Annotated in this window: 18 protein-coding genes; 5 read left to right on the forward strand and 13 right to left on the reverse strand. The window is 63.2% G+C overall.

The genetic code is table 11. The features are described from left to right. Positions 1–151 precede the first annotated feature (151 nt). The gene (locus ACFO3E_RS09115) at positions 152–1123 is read left to right on the forward strand and encodes a methyltransferase (protein ID WP_380804000.1); all 972 of its coding nucleotides are present in this window, start codon (positions 152–154) and stop codon (positions 1121–1123) included. Further along, positions 1120–2343, forward strand: coding sequence for a dicarboxylate/amino acid:cation symporter (locus tag ACFO3E_RS09120; protein WP_380804003.1), 1224 nt, complete (start codon positions 1120–1122; stop codon positions 2341–2343). The genes ACFO3E_RS09115 and ACFO3E_RS09120 overlap by 4 nt, the downstream gene beginning before the upstream one ends. A gap of 183 nt (positions 2344–2526) precedes the next feature. Here ACFO3E_RS09120 and ACFO3E_RS09125 read toward each other — a convergent pair whose 3' ends face one another. From ACFO3E_RS09125 to cofH, 9 genes are all read right to left on the reverse strand, one after another. After that, the gene (locus ACFO3E_RS09125) at positions 2527–3015 is read right to left on the reverse strand and encodes an Lrp/AsnC family transcriptional regulator (protein ID WP_082919732.1); all 489 of its coding nucleotides are present in this window, start codon (positions 3013–3015) and stop codon (positions 2527–2529) included. Further along, a complete protein-coding gene (locus ACFO3E_RS09130) occupies positions 3012–3473 on the reverse strand; it encodes an Lrp/AsnC family transcriptional regulator (protein ID WP_380804005.1) in 462 nt (153 codons plus the stop codon). The genes ACFO3E_RS09125 and ACFO3E_RS09130 overlap by 4 nt, the downstream gene beginning before the upstream one ends. A gap of 246 nt (positions 3474–3719) precedes the next feature. After that, the gene (locus tag ACFO3E_RS09135; protein WP_380804145.1) at positions 3720–4244 is read right to left on the reverse strand and encodes a sugar phosphate isomerase/epimerase family protein; all 525 of its coding nucleotides are present in this window, start codon (positions 4242–4244) and stop codon (positions 3720–3722) included. Positions 4245–4420: 176 nt separating this feature from the next. Next, on the reverse strand, positions 4421–5662 hold the full coding sequence (locus tag ACFO3E_RS09140) for a CaiB/BaiF CoA transferase family protein (RefSeq protein ID WP_380804008.1): 1242 nt from the start codon (positions 5660–5662) through the stop codon (positions 4421–4423). A 155-nt stretch (positions 5663–5817) separates the two neighbouring features. Next, complete coding sequence (locus ACFO3E_RS09145) at positions 5818–6930, reverse strand: helix-turn-helix transcriptional regulator (RefSeq protein ID WP_380804011.1); 1113 nt, start codon at positions 6928–6930, stop codon at positions 5818–5820. 44 nt (positions 6931–6974) lie between these two features. Beyond that, entirely contained in the window at positions 6975–7829 is an 855-nt protein-coding gene (locus ACFO3E_RS09150) for an HpcH/HpaI aldolase/citrate lyase family protein (RefSeq protein ID WP_066530394.1), read from the reverse strand. Then, on the reverse strand, positions 7826–8644 hold the full coding sequence (locus ACFO3E_RS09155; protein WP_380804014.1) for an HTD2 family dehydratase: 819 nt from the start codon (positions 8642–8644) through the stop codon (positions 7826–7828). Before ACFO3E_RS09155 ends, ACFO3E_RS09150 begins: the two co-directional genes overlap by 4 nt. Continuing rightward, complete coding sequence (locus ACFO3E_RS09160; protein WP_380804016.1) at positions 8641–9843, reverse strand: CoA transferase; 1203 nt, start codon at positions 9841–9843, stop codon at positions 8641–8643. The genes ACFO3E_RS09155 and ACFO3E_RS09160 overlap by 4 nt, the downstream gene beginning before the upstream one ends. Continuing rightward, positions 9843–12146, reverse strand: coding sequence for a 5-amino-6-(D-ribitylamino)uracil--L-tyrosine 4-hydroxyphenyl transferase CofH (gene cofH / locus ACFO3E_RS09165; RefSeq protein WP_380804018.1), 2304 nt, complete (start codon positions 12144–12146; stop codon positions 9843–9845). The genes ACFO3E_RS09160 and cofH overlap by 1 nt, the downstream gene beginning before the upstream one ends. Before the next feature lie 245 nt (positions 12147–12391). On the opposite strand from cofH, the gene lptB reads away from it, so the two are divergent. Further along, the gene (gene lptB / locus ACFO3E_RS09170; protein ID WP_380804021.1) at positions 12392–13177 is read left to right on the forward strand and encodes an LPS export ABC transporter ATP-binding protein; all 786 of its coding nucleotides are present in this window, start codon (positions 12392–12394) and stop codon (positions 13175–13177) included. Positions 13178–13226: 49 nt separating this feature from the next. After that, positions 13227–14732 (forward strand): RNA polymerase factor sigma-54, encoded by a 1506-nt coding sequence (rpoN, locus tag ACFO3E_RS09175; protein WP_380804023.1) that lies wholly within the window; start codon positions 13227–13229, stop codon positions 14730–14732. A gap of 128 nt (positions 14733–14860) precedes the next feature. Here the strand turns inward: rpoN and ACFO3E_RS09180 are convergent, their stop codons facing one another. Together ACFO3E_RS09180 and mgtE are read right to left on the reverse strand one after the other, a co-directional pair. After that, a complete protein-coding gene (locus ACFO3E_RS09180; RefSeq protein WP_066530407.1) occupies positions 14861–15259 on the reverse strand; it encodes a DUF1489 family protein in 399 nt (132 codons plus the stop codon). Positions 15260–15306: 47 nt separating this feature from the next. Beyond that, complete coding sequence (gene mgtE / locus ACFO3E_RS09185) at positions 15307–16740, reverse strand: magnesium transporter (RefSeq protein ID WP_066530409.1); 1434 nt, start codon at positions 16738–16740, stop codon at positions 15307–15309. A gap of 157 nt (positions 16741–16897) precedes the next feature. Between mgtE and ACFO3E_RS09190 the strand changes: the two genes are divergently transcribed. Next, positions 16898–17350, forward strand: a complete 453-nt coding sequence (locus ACFO3E_RS09190; protein ID WP_066530411.1) for a peptidylprolyl isomerase — start codon at positions 16898–16900, stop codon at positions 17348–17350. A 117-nt stretch (positions 17351–17467) separates the two neighbouring features. Here the strand turns inward: ACFO3E_RS09190 and ACFO3E_RS09195 are convergent, their stop codons facing one another. Together ACFO3E_RS09195 and ACFO3E_RS09200 are read right to left on the reverse strand one after the other, a co-directional pair. Next, a complete protein-coding gene (locus tag ACFO3E_RS09195; protein WP_380804026.1) occupies positions 17468–18124 on the reverse strand; it encodes a hypothetical protein in 657 nt (218 codons plus the stop codon). After that, complete coding sequence (locus ACFO3E_RS09200) at positions 18124–18699, reverse strand: hypothetical protein (protein ID WP_082919735.1); 576 nt, start codon at positions 18697–18699, stop codon at positions 18124–18126. The genes ACFO3E_RS09195 and ACFO3E_RS09200 overlap by 1 nt, the downstream gene beginning before the upstream one ends. Between the last annotated feature and the right edge of the window lie 237 nt (positions 18700–18936).

Genomic DNA, 18936 nt, shown 5'->3' on the forward strand with positions numbered 1-18936 from the left:
TGCTGAAACAGGTGCAGGATGACGGAGTGGAATGCCACGCCACCCGTTCGGGCTGAGCTTGTCGAAGCCTTCTTCTTCCAAAAAGCGCACAGCTCCCGACAACCAAAGCCCGCCAACAGCGTTCAAAGCTTCAACAAATGGAGAAGAACGCATGGTCCACCTATCGGGCAAAGCAGGGACCAGCGACAAGGAAGCCGCACTCCTCGATCTCATCACCTTCCTGAAAGAAGGTGACTATCACTTCGTCACGCCCACGCCTGCAACCCATGCCCGCGTCCTCGCACGCGCCTCCCAGTCCCGAGCCCATGACCTCCGCGACATTTTCGGCTGGTCGCTTCCCTTCGATCCGCAGCAGATCGACCCGCTGCTGCTCCGCATCCTGCGGGACGCCGAAATGGTGAAGCAGCAGGGCGATGGTCTTAAGAGCCGCCTCCGCGTCTCTTCCCTTGGCGATGATCTCATCCTCCATTCCGCCTATCCCACTGACGGCCAGGACGCGGTATTCTTCGGTCCCGACAGCTACCGTTTCGCCCGGCTGATACGCCAGCAGCTTTCCAATCATCCCCAAAAGGCAGGCGCGCGGCTGGTGGACATTGGCACTGGCGCCGGGGCAGGCGCGATTGTCGCCGCGCATCTGTGCCCATCGGCCGACATAGTCATGACCGACATCAACCCCTTCGCCCTGCATCTGGCGCGGATCAATGCGCGGGCGGCGGGCGTGGACGCGCATTTTGTCGAGACCGGCGACCTGGCGGAGATTGGGGGCCAATTCGACCTGCTGCTCGCAAACCCGCCCTATATCGCGGACGCCGCAGGCCGCGCCTATCGCGACGGCGGCGGCATGCATGGCGGCAAGCTGTCGTTGGACATGGCACGGCAGGCCATCCCTCGATTGGCGGCGGGTGGCCGGTGCATCCTCTATACCGGCAGCGCGATTGTCGATGGCAGGGACAAGTTGCGCGAGCAGCTCACCGATCTTGCACAGCAGCAGCAATGCCTGCTCCATTACGAAGAGATCGACCCCGATGTCTTCGGGGAGGAGCTGGAAAGCGATGCCTATGCCGACGTCGAGCGCATTGCGGTGGTCGCCGCAGTGATCGAGCGACGGGCGAGCCTGCCTTGATCGCGGTCAAGGCGCGCCCGCTGCAATTGCTCGCCGGTCTGGCCGCGGGGCTCATTGCAGGCATGGTCACCAGCGGAGCACCGCAAAAGGCATTGGGTCATGTCCTCCTGCCCATCGGCAGCCTGTGGCTCGACGCCTTGACCATGACGGTAGTGCCGCTGGTCTTCGGCCTGCTGGTCACTGGCGTCGCCTCCGCCTCCCGCAGCGCCTCGGCGGGCAGCATCGCTATGCGCACTCTCATCCTCTTTGCGCTTATGCTGACAGTCGCCTCCGTCATGGCGGCGATATTGGCGGATGGGTTGCTGCGGCTCTGGCCCGTTGCACAGGGCATGGCGCAGGCTGCGGGCGCGCCGCCTGCCCCTGCCTCGCCGGGTGAATGGTATCACGCGATCATCCCCGCAAATCCCATCAGGGCGGCCGCCGAAACCGCGATGGTGCCGCTGGTCGTGTTCGCGCTCTTCTTCGGCTTTGCGGTCGCCCGGATCAGCGAGGCCTTGGCCGAGGCGTTACTGAAACTGCTGAGTGGCCTTGTCGAAACCATGCTGGTGATCGTTGGCTGGGTCCTGGCCGTTGCGCCAATCGGCATAGCCGCGCTGGCTTTTAGCGCGGGCGCGCGGCTGGGCGCCTGGGTGCTGGGCGCCTTCGCTCAATATGTCGCGATCGTCGCCGCCTGCTGCCTTGCCGCGACGCTGCTCGCCTATCTTTGGGCCGCAATCTTGGGCCGGGTCTCGCCACTGCGCTTCGCCCGCGCATCCTTGTCGGCCCAGGCGGTCGCGCTCGGCACGCAATCCTCGCTTGCGACCCTTCCGGTCATGGTCGAAGCCGCGCGCACCCTTGACGTTCCGGAAGCAAGGACCGCGATCGTCCTGCCAATGGCCGTCTCGCTCTTCCGCACGGCAAGCGTCGCCGCCAACGTCGCCGTCACCCTTTATCTCGCCCATCTCCATGCCGTGCCCATCGGCCTGGGCCAACTCGCGCTGATCGCGCTAGTCGCGGTGCCGGTCAGCTTAGGCGCAGTCGGCCTTCCGGCGCAGGTCTCCTTCTTCGCAACCATCGCGCCCGTCTGCATCGCCGCCGGCGTGCCCGTCACCGCGCTACCCCTACTCCTCGCGATCGAAGCGATACCGGACCTTTTCCGTACGGTTGGCAACGTCACCAACGACATTGCCATCGCCTGCGCAGCCGGACGCACTTCCACCTGCAAAATAGAATTTGAATAGGCGACCCCTCCCCTTCGGCCCCCTCCAAGCGGATAGGAGATCCCCAAAACTGGTTTGATTCGCTATCTCATCCATTAAATCCAGACAGGATCTCTCGAACCCTCTTCCCCTTTGCCCACCGTCGGCATCGACATAGTTATCGATTCCCGGAAGGAACCGCCTATGCCGTCCCTCGGAAGCGCTTCAACTGGGCTCAGACGCCCGAGTGATCTTCGCCACCCCAGCTTCATATTTGAGATTGTGGACGGAAACGTTTGTCACCACCCGTTGCACGCCGGGCAGGCTCCGTACCTTCTTCGTCACCAATTCATTCAGCTGCTCGATGTTGGTGAAAAGCCCCATCGCCAGCAAATTGTATCGGCCCAGCAGCAGCACGACGCAATTAATCTCCGGCATTCGCCTTATCTGCTCGGCAAGTTCGGTAACACGCGACGGATCCGCGTCGATCCCCATCATGCAAAGGTTCGGCGATCCGGCCAGGCGGAAATCCGTCACGACCGTGAAGTGTATCAACCCTTCCTTCTGCAGACGCTTGATGCGCGACCGGATGGTGCCCTCCGTCACGTTCAGTTCTGCCGCAATCGCCCGATTGGAAATGCGGGCGTCGCGCGACAGCTTTTCGACGATCTTGCGGTCCAGCGGGTCGAGCCGGTGGCGGCTCATATCAGTCATAGTGGAACCACGTTGAATTCATATTTCACGATATCGACAGCCACACCGGAATCGATCTGCGCTACACCCTCAATGCCCGAGATATGGTCGTAGAGAAATTCCTGAACCTCGGAAAAATCATGCAACGCGACCATCAGCTCCAGGTCATAGCCCCCGTTCATGGCATTGACGCTCAGCACTTCAGGGAATTTCGCTAGGTCCCGGCCCACATCCTGGATGCTGCGTCCCTGCACCCGCACGCCAACTGCAATGATCACATTATAACCCCGCGCCGCGAAATCCGTGACAGCGACCACCCGCATCGCACGCGCATCCTCCATCTTCTGCAAGCGCGCGGAAACGGTCGCTGCGGTCACCGAAAGCTGCTGCGCTATATCCTGGTTGGTCGCACGGCCATTCTTCCGCAGGATTTCAATGATGTTATTGTCCAGGGCGTCCAATGAGGGCGGTGGTACCATGCGCCCATTTCTTATCTGCATTTCACAATGCCTCCCGTCTGGGAAACCCATAGCGCGCGAAAATAGAGAGTGCCACTGAGCCCTCAGCCCGGCCTTATTCGACTTTATGCGCCGCCTTCGGCAATGCACAGCAATCGATCGCAACTTGGCGAATGTCCGGATTGTTTCGAGCCTCTCTTTACGGCGATGCGTAAAAAATAGGGCTTTTTACCGAGGAGAAAAAATTTCAGCACGCTGCGTTTTCGATCAGCGCAGTTTAGTCCGAAGGAATCCCCTTACTGCTTTGACGGCATTTCGGGCGCGTTCGAGGGATAGTCCTTTGTCGATGGCGTTTTGCTGGGGTATTTCGATGCTGAGGGGTGTGTTGGGATTGAGGGCGTTGAGGAAGGCGGGGATGGGGAACGCGCCTTGTCCGGGGAGGAGGCGCTGGATGCCGGCTTCCCATTCGATTTGGGCGGGATCGATGGTGGCGGGTCCGTCGGCGAGTTGGGCAATGGCTATGGCAGGGTGGTTGAGGAGGACGAAGCTGGCGTCGACATCGCCGCCGCGCATGACGTGGAGGAGGTCGAGGGTGACACCAACGTCGCTGCGGCCGGTCTTGTCGATTTCGCCGAGGGCTTCGCTGAGGGTCTTGACCTGGGAGGGTGGATAAAATTCGATGGCGAGCGCGATGCCATAGGTTGCGGCGAGCTCGGCCAGTTCGACGAGCCTTTCGGTGCGACGGACAGGATCGCGATCGTAGCAAAGGACGTTGGCGAGGGGGGCGCCCAGGGTTGCGCCGGCCTCGAGCGCGGGGGCGGACGCGGCGTCGGTACTCTACCCCAGTACAGACCAAATCCAGCGCAACATCATCTCCGAACGAGCCCTCGGTATGCCACGCAAACCTAGTCACCTCGAACTGAAGAAGGGCTTCGGCGGCCTGATAAATGCCGCCGGAGCCCTCTGGATTAGATCACCTTCAGCTCTTGCAGCTCATCAATGCGGGCTTCGTCATAGCCCAACTCGCCCAGCACTTCGGCGGTATGCTCGCCGAGCAGCGGCGGAGCCCTGCGGATCGTGGCCGGAGACGCTGACATATTAGCCAAAGGGCTGGCAATGAGATCGACCGAGCCCGTCGCGGCCCAGGAATGCGGCGTCGTGACACGTAGGCCCCGGTGCTGGACCTGCGGGTCTTCCCAGACTTCAGGCAATTCATTGTAGCGCGCGGCAGGGATGCTGACTTCATCGAACATTGCCTGAAGTTCTTCCGAAGTGAAGCCACGGCTCCATTCGTTGATGATGTCCATCAACTCCAAGCGGTTCAACTTGCCACGCTTGTAGTTCTCGTCGAAGCGCGGGTCCTGATACAGTTCAGGTTGGCCCATCAGAACGGTAAGACGGCGCCAATGTTCGTCGCCGCCTGCCGTCAGATACAGCATGCCGTCCTTGGTATGAACCAGATCCGCCGGCCCGCCGCCATTGCCGCCATTGCCGAGGCGCGGTGGCGGAACACCGTTGAGCAGATAATCCTGCATGATATGGCTCAGCATCGCCACCGAACTATCCAGCAAGGCTATATCGATATGCTGCCCTTCACCGGTGCGGTTACGATGTTGCAGGGCCGCCAGGACAGCGATCGCGGTATTATGGCCAGTGATAAAATCAACCAGGCTGGGTCCCGCCTTGAGAGGCCCGGCTCCTGGCTGCCCGTCCGGAATGCCGGTCACCGCCATCATGCCGCCTGTCGCCTGGAAGAGCCCGTCATAGCCCGGGCGCGCGGCCATCGGTCCAGTCTGGCCGAAACCAGTAACGGAGCAATAGATCAGGCCGGGGTTGATCGCCTTCAGGCTCTCATAATCAAGCCCGAAACGCTTCAGATCGCCGACCTTGTAATTTTCGATCAGAACATCGGCGGTCCGCACCAGCCTGAGGAGGATTTCCTGGCCCTCGGGCCTGGAATGGTTAAGTGTGATGGACCGCTTGTTACGGTTTGCCGCCGCGAAGAACCCCCCTTGGCGGAGGCTCATCCCATCCTTACCCTGAACCTCGGCCAGGCCGTACACCCGGCCGTCGTCACCGACGCCAGGACGTTCCACCTTGATCACATCGGCGCCCAGGTCGCCCAATATCTGCCCGCCAACAGGGCCAGCTAACACGCGGCTCATGTCAATAACGCGGATGCCCCCAAGGGCAGCATTTCTAGTGGTCATAGTCGTCTGCTGGTCCAGATTGATATGCGTAGCGTGGGGCGGCGCTTTACTCTCTTTTCTGTCAAAGCGCCAGACGAGCCGCCCTGAAAGTTGCAGGAAGGAAGCAAAATTTCTACAGTTTCGAGGCTACGGAAATCAGAGCTCCGCCTGCCTCATCAGGCGAAAGGCGCCAGCCCGGTCAGGATCAGCCGCACCAGATCCGCCTGCCCCTTCGCCCCCGTCTTTTCATAAACCCGCTTGGAGTAATTTCGCGCCGTCTCACTCGTCAGGCGCAGTTGCTCGCCCGCACTGACGATGCTCTCCCCTTTGCTCAGCGCGTGGGCCAGCGCCGCCTCGCTCGCCGATAATCCATGCAAGGCCGCAAGGGTACCGGTTGCCGCCAGGGCGGGCTCTCGCCGGGGCGTGCGCAATATTCCGATCACCGCGGGCAAAGCGCACGGTTCGCTTAGCGCTACATCCGACTTGCGCAGCAACAGGTCCAGTTCCCGCGCTTCATCGATACGGATCACACGCGTCACCCCGGGCGCGGCCGACGCCATTTCCGCGCAAGCCCGGTTGAGCGCATGCGCCACCTCCGGCAGCAATTGCAGCCGCCTCTCCGGGCTAGGCCCCGGCTTGACCGTGAAGGCCAGCATCGCCTCCGCCGCTGGATCGGCCGCCATCACCCGCCCGCCCCAATCGAACGCCAGTTGCGCCACACCCAGCCGCGCCAACGCTCCCTGCGCCATTGCCACCTGTAGCTGCGCCTCGATTAGCGCGACCAACGTCCGTAGCGCCGCTGCGAAATGGGGCACGATGCTCGACAGGACGGCCACCGCCGACGCAGAAAAATCCTCCCGTTCCCGCACCAGCAGGAAATGCGCGTCTGCAACGCCGCCCGCCGCGACACGCAGCCAGCGGCCATAGCGGATATTCATCTCGTTCAACGCTTCGCGCTGCCGCCCCAACTCTTCAGCATTATCATAGTTCAGCATCTCATCCAGCGCATAGACGCGCCCTGGCCGCAACGAGCCGTAGGGATGCAGCCGCAGCGCCTCCAGCCGCCGAAAATCCAGCGGCGGCTCCTGCGATGCCCGTGGTGCCGCAACATGGATTACCGTCGGCTCCTGCTCCGGCATGGCATTGGCCAGCGAAACAATCAGGAAGGCGCGCCGGGCATAGGTTCGCCCGACGAGATTGCGCAGAAAGGCGCCAAAGGGGGGGCTTTCATGGATGCCGTCCACCAGCGGCAGGAACAATTCATTCTGATCGGCCCAGAGCGATGGCATGTATCCGCTCTCCCATATGGGAGATAAAGGGTCAAGCCATGCTCTCAGCAGCGAGCGAGAAGCGCCTGCGCCTTCTTCAAATGCGGCCAATCGATCATCTTGCCGTCGAGCGTCAGCACACCCGCACCCGGATTGGCGGCGAAGGCATCAACCACCGCCTGCGCATGCGCAATCTCCTCCGGCGCGGGCGTAAAGGCGGCGTTGATTACCTGCACCTGATCGGGATGCACCGCCATCATACCCAGAAAGCCGTCGCGCGCCCCCCGCGCCGCATAGGCGGCCAGGCCCTCCAGATCGCGGATCGCCGGATAGACCGTCTCGATCGGCGTCACCTCCGCAGCGGCCGCCGCAAACAGAGTGAGCGCCCGCGCTATTTCATAAGGCGGGGTATAGCCGCCGTCCGCCTGACGGGCGGTCAACGCTCCCACCGCCGCAGGCAAATCTTCCGCGCCCCATGTAAGCCCCGCGAGCCGCTCGCGGACCTCCACATATTCACCGAGGCGGAACAGCGCCTTGGGCGTTTCCGTCGCAATCGGCAGGATCCGCGCCTGCGCATCGCCCCTCATCCGCAGCCGCTCGTCCAGGTCTGCGATCGAGGCCGCGCCTTCAGCCTTGGGCAGCATGATCCCGGCGGGGCGCGCTTCAACGATCGCGTCCAGATCCGCATCGGTCAGCCCGCCATCAAGCGGGTTCACCCGGACGAACAGCATCGCTTGGCTACCCGCCGCTTCTGTCAGGAACGCCGAAACCTCCTTGCGCGCCCGCGATTTCGCATCGATCGCAACGGAATCCTCCAGGTCCAGGATCAAGGCATCAGCGCCGCTGCCCAGCGCCTTACGCATCCGTTCCGGCCGGTCGCCAGGCACGAACAACAAGGAACGCAGGCGTAGTCCGCTCATTGATATGCCACCCTTGCAGTCATAGCTGTCGCCCCGTCGCAGCGAACAGCCCGTACCTCGCCCTCTCCGCGCTGCAACCGGATCGGCTGCCCGAGGAACAGCGGCGACTTAGCCCGGAAACTGAAGCGCGCTAATCTGCCCTCGAGCTCCGCGAAAGCTGCAAGTTTTGCAGCGGTGAACGGCCCATGGACGACCAGCGCCGGATAGCCCTCTGCCTCTTGTGCATAGGGCAGGTCATAGTGGATGCGATGGCTGTTAAAGGTGACCGCGGAAAAGCGGAACAGATTGACGGGACCGGGCTCCCATAGCTCCCCTTCGACAGGCCCATCCCCTGGCACCGGCATTGGCGCTGGCGAACCCATGTCCCGATAGACATAGGTTTGACGCTCCCGCACGCGCACGTCGCCATCCTGGCTGATCGCCCGATCGACATCGACGAAGATCAGGTCACCCGACTGCCCGCTCTTGTGCGTGACGCTCGCGACGCTGCTCAGCATCTCCGCCTCACGCCCGAGGAGCAGCGGCGCCTCGAAACTGATGTCTGCGGCGGCGAACATGCGGCGCGGCAGGCTGATCGCAGGCAGGAAGCCGCCTCTCCGGGGGTGCCCATCCTCGCCTATGTCGCCATCTTCCGGTTGCGGCAGGAAAAAGGCCCAATGAGCAAGCGGCGGCAGGACCTGCTCCACCTTCGGGCCGGAGCCGACCGCCAGCGCATAACGACGCAGGCTCTCATGCTCCAATACCTCTGCGCGCGTCTCGCTACGCCCGACGCTGCCCTTCCACTCCTCCAACGCCGCCGGATCCAGATCGCTCATGCCACGATCCCCGCATCATGCAGCTCGCCGATCTCGCCGCTGGACAGGCCCAGAAGATCCGACAGCACCTCATCGCTATGCTGGCCGATGCGCGGCGCTGCGAACGGCTCGCCCAGATCCTCGCCGGGAATGCGCGCTGCCGCCCGCGGCGTTGGATAGCTATCCCCGCCCCCATGGGTCGCCTCGCCATAAATGGGATTGTGCGCAAACAAACGAGGCTCTCGCTCCAGCGCCTCGGCAAGCGTGCGATAGATCGACCAGGTCACGCCCGTCGCTTCGAACAGTTCCGCGCATTTCGCCAGAGGCCGCTCGGCAATCGCGCTGGCCACCAAAGCGTCCACCTCCGTGCGGTGGACAAAACGTGTACCCTCATCGGCGGCGAAATCAACGCCCAAGCGCGCCTCCAGATCGGCAACCGCTTCTCCCAGGCCCAGCGCTTTAATTAGCCCTGTCCACTGGCGCGGAGTGATCGCGACCAGCATCACCCGCTCGCCATCCGCCGTTGCGAAGTCGCGACCGAACGCGCCGAACAGATTATTGCCGCTCCTCGGCCGGTCCTGCCCGCTCAGCGTCACCTCGGCGACATTGCCCAGATTGCCCATCGTCGCCGCTGCCAGATCGGAAAGCGCCAGTCGCACCTCACGCCCCTTGCCGCTCGCTTGCCGCTCCCGCTCCGCCGCCAACAGCGCAAAGGCACCATAGGCCCCCGCGAGCAGATCCCACGCGGGCAGCACATGATTGACAGGACGCGGATCATCTGGATGCCCGGTTAGATAAGGCATCCCGACGCTGGCATTCACCGTATAATCGACCGCCGGCGTGCCATCGGCCCAGCCCATCACCCGCAGGCAGACCAGATCGACCCGCAGCGCGGACAGCTTTTCATAGGACAGGAACCCCTGCACCGGGAAATTGGTGACGAACAATCCGTCGCCGCTGGTCGCCACCCGCTGCGCCAACTCCCGTCCTTCGGGTCGGCCAAGATCAATCGCCAGTGATTTCTTGCCCTTGTTCAACCCCTCCCAATAAAGGCTCTGCCCCTTGGGACCGATCGGCCAGCGCGCGCTGTCGGGGCCCCCGCCGACCTGGTCGAAACGGATCACGGTCGCGCCCATCTGCGCCAGATGCAGCCCGCAGGACGGCCCGGCGATAAAAGCCGCGCCTTCGACAACCGTCAGTCCTTTGAGCAATCCATACATCAGGCCGCGACCTCCTGTTCGACCGATCCGTAAAGCGTGGTCCGCTGCCGGGCGTATCGGCCCGCTGTTTCGGCCGTGCGGTGCATCCGCTCCACATCGAAACACTGCCCATGCGCTCCGCCCGCTGCGCGCGTGATGGATTCGTCCATCAGCACTCCGCCGAGGTCATTGACCCCCGCGCCCAGCGCCGCGATCACGCCCTGCTCGCCCAGCTTCACCCAGCTCGCCTGGATGTTGCCGATCGCGCCATGCAGCGCGATACGCGCCACTGCCTGCATCAGCAGCGCTTCGCGGAAGCTCGGGCCCGACCGCGCCTTGCCCTTGCGCCACATCGGCGCTTCCATATGCACGAAGGGCAGCGGCACAAACTCAGTAAAGCCGCCCGTCTCCTCCTGCAGGCCGCGCACGACGTTCAAGTGCCGTGCCCAGTGGCGATACTCATCGACATGGCCAAACATAATCGTCGCCGTGCTTTTCAGGCCAACGCGATGCGCCGCCCGCATCACCGCCACCCATTCATCCGTAGAAACCTTGTCGGGGCAGATGATGGCCCGCACTTCCTCATGCAGCACTTCGGCCGCCGTCCCTGGCAGCGTCGAAAGCCCCGCCTCCTTCAGCATCGCCAGATAGGGTTCCAACTCCATGCCAAGGGTGGAGGCGCCATGCGCGATCTCCAGCGGGGAAAAGGCGTGGACATGGATCCCCGGCGCGGCATCCCGCACCGTCCGGACGATCGACAGATAGGTATGCCCATCATAGTCCGGATGAATGCCGCCCTGCAGGCAGACTTCGGTCGCGCCACGCGCATGAGCCTCAGCCGCCCTGCGTCCCACCTCTTCCAGGTCCAGCTTATAGGCAGGGCCGCGCAAAGCCTTCGCCGTCCCCTTGGAAAAGGCGCAGAAGCCGCAGCGATAGCTGCAGATATTCGTGTAGTTGATGTTGCGGTTGATCACATAAGTAATCGCGTCACCCACCGCCTCATGCCGCAGCGTATCCGCCGCTTCCATCACCCGCCCGGCATCCGGCCCGGCGGCTTCGAACAGCGTGATAATCTCGCTATCGTCCAGCCCTTCACCCGCCTTGGCGATAATCTCGTCGATCCGTCCGCCAATCAGCGTCCGTCCCACCAGAGGCAGCACCGGCGGCGCTTCTCCCGCGCCCGCGCGCCAGCGCTCGACGATCGGCAGACCGCGCGCATCCACCGCTCGCCGTACCTTTAGCGCAACTTCGGGCTCCAGCCACCGCTCCGGCTCCTTTGCATAGGCAGGCCCTACCGCCAGCCGCTCCGTCAGCACCCGTCCCGCCGCCGCTGTCGCAGCCGCCAGCGCCATCAGATGCGGCCAGGGCGCTTCGGGGTTCACATGGTCGGGCGTCACTGGCGAGACGCCGCCCCAGTCATTCACCCCCGCACGCATCAGCGCAGCCAAACCATCCGGCTGCAGATTGGGCGGCGCCTGGATCGTCATTTCCGGCCCCAGGATCAATCGCGCCGCCGCGATGGTCCACAGATGCTCCTCCAGCGGCGGTTCTGCATGATCCGCCATGCGCGTGTCCGGTTTGGCCCGGAAATTTTGGACGATCACTTCCTGCACATGCCCATGCCGCGCATGTGCATCGCGAATCGCCAGCAGCGCCTCGATGCGCTCCATCCGCGTCTCGCCGATGCCGATCAGCAAACCGGTGGTGAAGGGCACCCGCGCCCGCCCCGCTGCCTCGATCGCCTCCAGCCGCACCGCAGGAACCTTGTCCGGCGATCCATGATGCGGCCCCCATTTTGCGCACAGCCGATCGGACGTGCTTTCCAGCATCAGGCCCATCGACGCGGCCACTGGGCGCAGCATCGCCAGATCGGCGTCCCCCATGATGCCGGGGTTCAGGTGGGGCAACAGGTTCGTTTCCACCAGTACCGCCGCCGCCGCCTCCCGCAAATAACGCAGCGTCGAGCCATGCCCCAACACCTCCAGCGCCGTCCGCGCCACGGCATAGCGATCCTCCGGCCGGTCCCCGAGCGTAAATAGCGCCTCTCGGCATCCCGCCGCCTCACCCGCCCGGGCAATCTTCAGCACTTCGTCGATCGACAGATAGGGCGGTCCGGCATTGCGCGGCGCTTTGGCGAAGGTGCAATAATGGCAAACGTCGCGACATAGGTGAGTCAGGGGAATGAAGACCTTGCGCGAATAGGTGACGGTCGCGCCAAATGACGCCAGCGTCATCGCCTCGGCCTGGTCAAGCAGCGCGCCGAGCGGTTCACGCCCAAGCGCTTTTGCCCATGACACGGCCGAATCCACGTCCTCGATCCTCATTCCTCGCCTCTTATTCTCGCCACTGAATTTTACAATAGCGGATAGTTTTCGTTGAGCGCAAGCTTCAGCCGCGGCCCATCCCTGCCCTGACCCCTCCGGGGCTTTAAATCAAGCTTTTGACGGCAGCAGAAGCACGGTTGCCCATTTTCCCCTTGCCCCCGCGGCGATCCCATGCACAAAGCTTGCCAATTGCCTTGGCAGAGCTGGTGTTTTACCTCCGCACCGCGGAGCAGCAAGGACGGATAATGGACGACCTCATGATCCAGGATAGACAGGGCGCCCGATCGCCCTTTTCGCCGCAGGAAGTGGGCGAAGGGCTATCTGTCATCTCCATCGCCAAGAGCTATGACAAACGCGCCGTCCTGACCGACGTGTCGCTGACCGTGGGCAAGGGCGAGGTGGTCGGCCTGCTTGGCCCCAATGGCGCGGGCAAGACGACCTGCTTTTATTCGGTGATGGGACTCGTCCGTCCCGATCAAGGCCGCATCATTCTGGATGGCCAGGACATTACCGGCCTCCCCATGTACCGCCGCGCGATCCTGGGCCTTGGCTATCTGCCACAGGAAACCTCGATCTTCCGCGGCCTCACCGTCGCCCAGAATATCAGCGCCGTGCTGGAACTGGCCGAGCCGGACAAGGCAGCGCGCCAAGCGCGGCTTACCCAGCTGCTCGAAGAATTCGGCCTCACCCGCCTCGCCCATTCCTCCGCCATGGCGCTGTCGGGCGGTGAGCGCCGCCGCTGCGAAATCGCCCGGGCGCTGGCCGCCAATCCCTCGATTGTCCTCCTCGATGAGCCCTTTGCGGGCATCGACCCCCTTTCCATCGCCGACATTCGCGATCTGGTGAAGCAATTGAAGACGCGCGGCATCGGCGTCCTCATCACCGACCATAATGTCCGGGAAACGCTGGAAATCGTTGATCGCGCCTGCATCATCTATGGCGGTCAGGTCCTCTTCGCGGGCAGCCCGACCGAACTGGTCGCCAACGCCGATGTCCGCCGCCTCTATCTGGGCGAGAATTTCTCGCTCTGATGAGCGGCCCGCCCGCCTCCCTGCGACCTGACGGCCAAGGCGCCAGCTAATGGCCCTCGCGCCCCGCCTCGACCTGCGGCAAAGCCAGTCACTGGTAATGACGCCGCAGCTCCAGCAGGCGATCAAGCTGCTGGCGCTCTCCAACCTCGAAATCGACGCCTTCGTCGCGGCTGAGCTGGAAAAGAACCCCCTGCTGGAAACCGGCGCGCCAGTCGAAGCCGTTGCGCCCGGCGAGATCGAGGCTGAGATCGATCGCCCTGCTCTTGCCGCCGAGACCGGCGCGACCGACGATCTTATCGGCCAGGGACTGGGCGAAACCGACGCTCCGCTCGACGTCGATTATGGTGCGGAAACCTTCATCGACGACGGCCCCGCCGATCGGGCTACGAGCGCGATTGGCTCAGGCAGCTTAGACTTGCTCTCCGGCAGCGGCGAAGCGCCCGATTTTGACAGCTTCGCTAATCCCGAACAGGGCTTGCAGGAACATCTGATGGACCAGGCGCGCAGCGCGCTGTCGGGCATGGACCTGCTCATTGCTACCCAGCTGATCGGCCAGATCGACGAAGCAGGCTATCTCGAAGCCAATCTCCTCGAAACCGCCCATGGCATCGGCGTACCGCTCGCGCAGGCGGAGGAGGTGCTGGGCGTCATCCACGGCTTCGACCCCACTGGCGTGGGGGCGCGCTCGCTCGCCGAATGTCTGACGCTCCAGGCCAAGGAAGCCAACCGCTACGACCCCTGCATGGCGAAGCTGCTCGCCAATCTCGACCTGCTCGCCCGCGGCGCCCTTCCCCAGCTGCGCCGCATCTGCGGCGTGGATGAGGAGGACATGGCCGACATGATCCGCGAACTGCGGGCCTATAATCCCAAGCCCGGCCTTCGCTTCTCCACCGATCGCGCGCCACCGGTCACGCCCGACCTCTTCGTCAATCCCACCGGCGCTGGCTGGTCGATCGAGATTAATAGCGGGACCCTTCCGCGCCTGCTCATCAATCGCAGCTATTATGTGGAGCTTGCCTCCGGCCCGCAGAGCCGCGCCTCAAAGGCGTGGCTCGCCGATTGCCTCGCCAGCGCCAACTGGCTGGTCAAGGCACTCGATCAGCGGCAGAAGACGATCATCAAGGTCGCGACCGAGATCGTCCGCTGCCAGGAGGAATTTTTCCGCAAGGGCGTCGCACATCTGAAGCCACTGACGCTCAAGATGGTCGCCGAAGCGATCAACATGCATGAATCTACGGTCAGCCGCGTCACCTCGAACAAATATCTCGCCTGCCCGCGCGGCATCTATGAACTCAAATATTTCTTCACTAGCGGCGTCTCGGCCTCGGACGGCGAAGGCGCGGTGTCGGCCGAGGCCGTGAAGAGCCACATCAAGGCCCTGATCGCCGCAGAAGCGCGCGACGCCATCCTGTCCGACGACACGCTAGTCGATCTGCTTCGCGCCAAGGGCATGGATATAGCCCGACGCACGGTCGCCAAATACCGAGAAGCCTTAGGCATAGGCTCCTCCGTCCAAAGGCGCCGCCAAAAGGCGCTGCAAGGCAAAGCGGCCTGATCCGCGCCGCCTGTTCATGTCAAATGCCCATACCCCCGTTCGTTTCAAGCGAAGTCGAGAAACGGAAAGCGCCTGCTTCTCAACTTCGCTCAAAGCGAGCGGCGCTAAGAGACACACTCACCCCCCCCTCAAACCAACCCTAACCGCGTCAACTCCCCCAGCATCGCGGGCGGCATCGCATCCAGATCATCTGCCTCATCCGCGCCAAGGTCCGGCGGCGCATCCTTCCCCTCCAGATACCGCCACCCCTGGTGCGCCCGCTTGGGCGCGCCCCGCACCGCGATCAATCTGGGTTCCAGCCTGATCCAGAAGCGCCCCTGCCCCGTCTCCTGAAATCCAATCAACGGGCTGCGCCCCACGAGCCGATGCTGGTGAACCCAGTAAAGCGAACCGCCCTCCATCTCCGCCACACGCTTGGGCAGGTAACGCGTCGTCAACCGCGCCTCACCCGCGTGGCTTTCCAGCCACGCCCGCAATGTCGCAGGACTTTCGCTGCCAAAGGCTATCTTGGTGATATGAAGCGGCATGAGCGAGAAGATGGGCGCTTGCGCACACTGGTCAAGATAGGGCGACCCTAAAGCCCCCAGATCGTCGCCAGCCCCAAAAAGGAAAAGAACCCCATCACATCGGTCATAGCGGTGACAAACACGGCCGACGAAACCGCAGGATCGATATTGAACCGGTCCAGCGTCACCGGCACCAATATCCCGGCCAGCCCAGCCACCAGATTGTTCGTCAGCATCGCCAGCGCGATCACGATCCCCAAATCATGATTGCCATAGATCAGCCCCACCGCGATCCCGATCAATATCCCCAATGCCGTTCCATTGGCGCTGGCGATCCGGAACTCGCGCACAATCTGCCGGATCGTATTGGAACTGGTCAGTTGATTGGTCGCCAGTGCACGCACCGCCACCGCCATGGTCTGCGTTCCCGCATTGCCGCCCATGCCCGACACGATCGGCATCAGCACGGCCAGCACGACATATTTTGAGATAGTGGACTGGAACAATCCGACGACAGAAGCGGCCAGCACCGCCGTCCCCAGATTCACGACCAGCCAGGAAAGGCGCGTCCGAACCGTCTCCAGGATCGGCTGGTTGATGTCGCCCTCGCCCGCACCGGACAGGCGCAATATGTCCTCGCCCGCTTCTTCCGAAATGATGTGGACCACGTCATCGACCGTGATCATGCCCACCAGCCGCCCACTCGCATCCACTACCGCAGCCGAAATCAGCGCATATTTCTGGAAACGCAGCGCCACTTCCTCCTGATCCATATCGACCGGGATCAGCGTCTGCTCGCGCTTCATGACGTCCGCAATCGCGATCGACCGCGGGCAGGTAAGGATCCAGCTCAGCTGGCAGGTGCCGATCGGCTTATGCGCCTCGTCCACCACGAAGATTTCCCAGAAATCGGTCGTCAGGTCGCGATTGTCGCGCAGATAGTCAATCACCTGCCCGACCGTCATATGCTCGGGCACCGCGACCAGGTCGCGCTGCATCAAACGACCGGCGGATTCCTCCGGATAGGACAGCGCGCTTTCGATCGCAGCGCGATCTTCCGGGTCCAGCGCATCGAGCACGGCCTGCTGATCGGCCGCCTCCATATCCTCGATGATCGCCACCGCGTCGTCTGTATCCAGTTCCGCGGCGAAGTCGGCGACCTGCTGCGGCTCAAGCGCGTCGAGCAGGTCGTCGCGCACATAGTCGTTGAGCTCGGACAGAACCTCCGCGCCCACCAGATCGCCCAGCGCCGCCGCAACATCGCCACGCCGGTCGGATGGGGTCAGTTCCAGAAGGTCGGCGATATCCGCCGGGTGCAGCGGCGAAACCAGATCGCGCGCCCGGTCCCGGTCATCCTCTTCCACCGCGTCTAGAACGGCGGAAACAAAGTCCGGCCTCAGCCGGTCATCCTCGTCATGACGGGATTCCGGCTGCTCGACGGTCTTGTCGTCAGCAGCTAGGTCGTCCGGCCGGGGTTCGGCCATATCGGCTCGCTCGCTCATCGCGTCCCCTACTGTCCGGTTCCTGTAACATTTCGCTGCTTTTGCCGATGAAAGGGATAAATGCAATGCCTCAAAGGTTGATTGAGGCGCTTCCATCCCCCGCCTAACGCTCTATATGGACCAACATTTCCCCACTCCCCCGAAAGAGGAGATTTTCATGGCCGACGAAACGCTCACCCTCACCCTCGACAGCGGCGGCGATGTCGTCATCAAGCTGCGCCCCGACCTCGCTCCCGGCCATGTGGAACGCATCGCCCAACTCGCCAAGGAAGGCTTTTATGACGGCGTGGTCTTCCACCGCGTCATCCCCGGCTTCATGGCGCAGGGCGGCGACCCGACCGGCACCGGCATGGGTGGGTCCAAGCTGCCTGACCTGAAGGCTGAATTCAGCCGCGAACCCCATGTGCGCGGCGTTTGCTCCATGGCTCGTTCGTCGAACCCGAACAGCGCCAACAGCCAGTTCTTCATCTGCTTCGACGACGCCACCTTCCTCGACGGCCAATATACCGTCTGGGGCGAAGTCACCTCGGGCATGGAACATGTCGATGCCCTGCCCAAGGGCGAACCGCCCCGGACCCCAGGCAAGATCCTGAAGGCGACAATTTCCTGATAAAGCGGAGGGGGCCGATCCAAAGATCAGCCCCCTTCTTCGTTAGAGCGTAATCCTGACCACCCGTTCGCTTCGAACAAAGTCGAGAGGCACAAGGCTCGCCCTTTCAGCTAATCGTCACTCCGAACCATTCCCCACAACCGCATTATCGGTCTCACCCTCAACCGGGGCCACATAAGGCCCGATCGCCTCGATATGCCAGCGCCGGTCGGCTTTGCTCGACCCCGGCACATCATTGGCGCGCCGCAACGTGACCTGCCGCAGCCTGTACCAGGGCTTCCCATTGGCCGCGATCCGCCCATAGACTTGCACCGGCACGACGACATAGAGCGACCCTGCCGCGCCCTCCATCTGTCCGGGCGCACCGACATTCGCGTGGATCTCACTGAAATTGCGGAATCGCCGGGCGAAGACCTCGTCTTCCTCGGCGCCCACCGCGCTCTCGTCGTTCCACAGGTCCTGCGCGTCGTCGAAACGCCGCGCCTCCAACAGGCCATAATAGCCCTGCACCACCTGGGCAGCGCCTTGCGGCCCCTTGGGATCGATCGACCCTTCCTCCAGCGGCGTTCTGTCGTCCGGCAGGCCGCCCGGCGTTCCGGGTTCCGGCGGCTTGAGCGGCTCCAAGGCCGCCTGCGCCTCGGCGCGGAAGCTGTTCTCTACCTGGACGGCATTGGCGCCGTTGGCGAGATTGTCGATCGCGCTTTCCTCCCGCCCGTCACAAGCGGCGAGCGAGAGGCATGCGATAAGCGCTGCTGCGCCGGTTCCAACCCGCATCAGCGGCGCAACGTCCCGCGCCAATGATCCCCATCGGATCGCCTGTCTCGCGTCTCACCGGAATCACCCGACCGGCCACCGCCCCAGCTGCCGCGCGGGCTGCCCGCACGCGGTTCACTGCGCGTCACCGGCGGACTGGCCGTAGCACCCGCGCCATCGCGGTCGCGCCAGCGGCGGCCCTGCCAAGACTGCTCCTGCCGGCGCTGACCCTGCCAAGTGCGGCCTTGATCAGGCTGCGCCAGGCTGCCGCGCCAATGCCCGCCCTGCTGAGCCTGTCCGCGCCTGCCTTCCCAATAACGGCGCTGACTGTCGTTCCAACGGTGGCGGCGACCGCCCCGGTCGAAGACATAGTAGCCGCTGCCGGGATAATAATAATCGCCATACCAGCCATAAGTGGGGCCGTAATAGCCGGGGCCCCAATAATCATCATAATAGCCGCCATAATAGCCGCTGCCATAATAACCCGAACCTACACTCACGCCGCCATAATAGCCATCGTCATAGGCGCAGCCGCCCAAGGCGACCGCACCTGCAAGGCCAATCGCAGCCAGAAACTTCTGTCCGGACCACGTCATCGCCTCTCTCCTTTTCTCCAATATGGGCAGGATAACGTCTCCCGGTTGAATTGGTTGTGAATGAAGAGACGAAGAAGCTCTCTTCGCGTTCATCCATGCTTCATCGTCGGAAAGGGATGAACCGTTTGCATAAGCGCTGGACAGACCGCCTGGCGCGCTGTCTTATCCGCTTCGGCCTTCCTTCCAGGAGGCCAGGGGTTCGGGGCGGCGTTGGACTGCAGCCGTCCCGAATTCCCT

Source organism: Sphingobium tyrosinilyticum, from assembly GCF_042654265.1.
GTDB lineage: Bacteria > Pseudomonadota > Alphaproteobacteria > Sphingomonadales > Sphingomonadaceae > Sphingobium > Sphingobium tyrosinilyticum.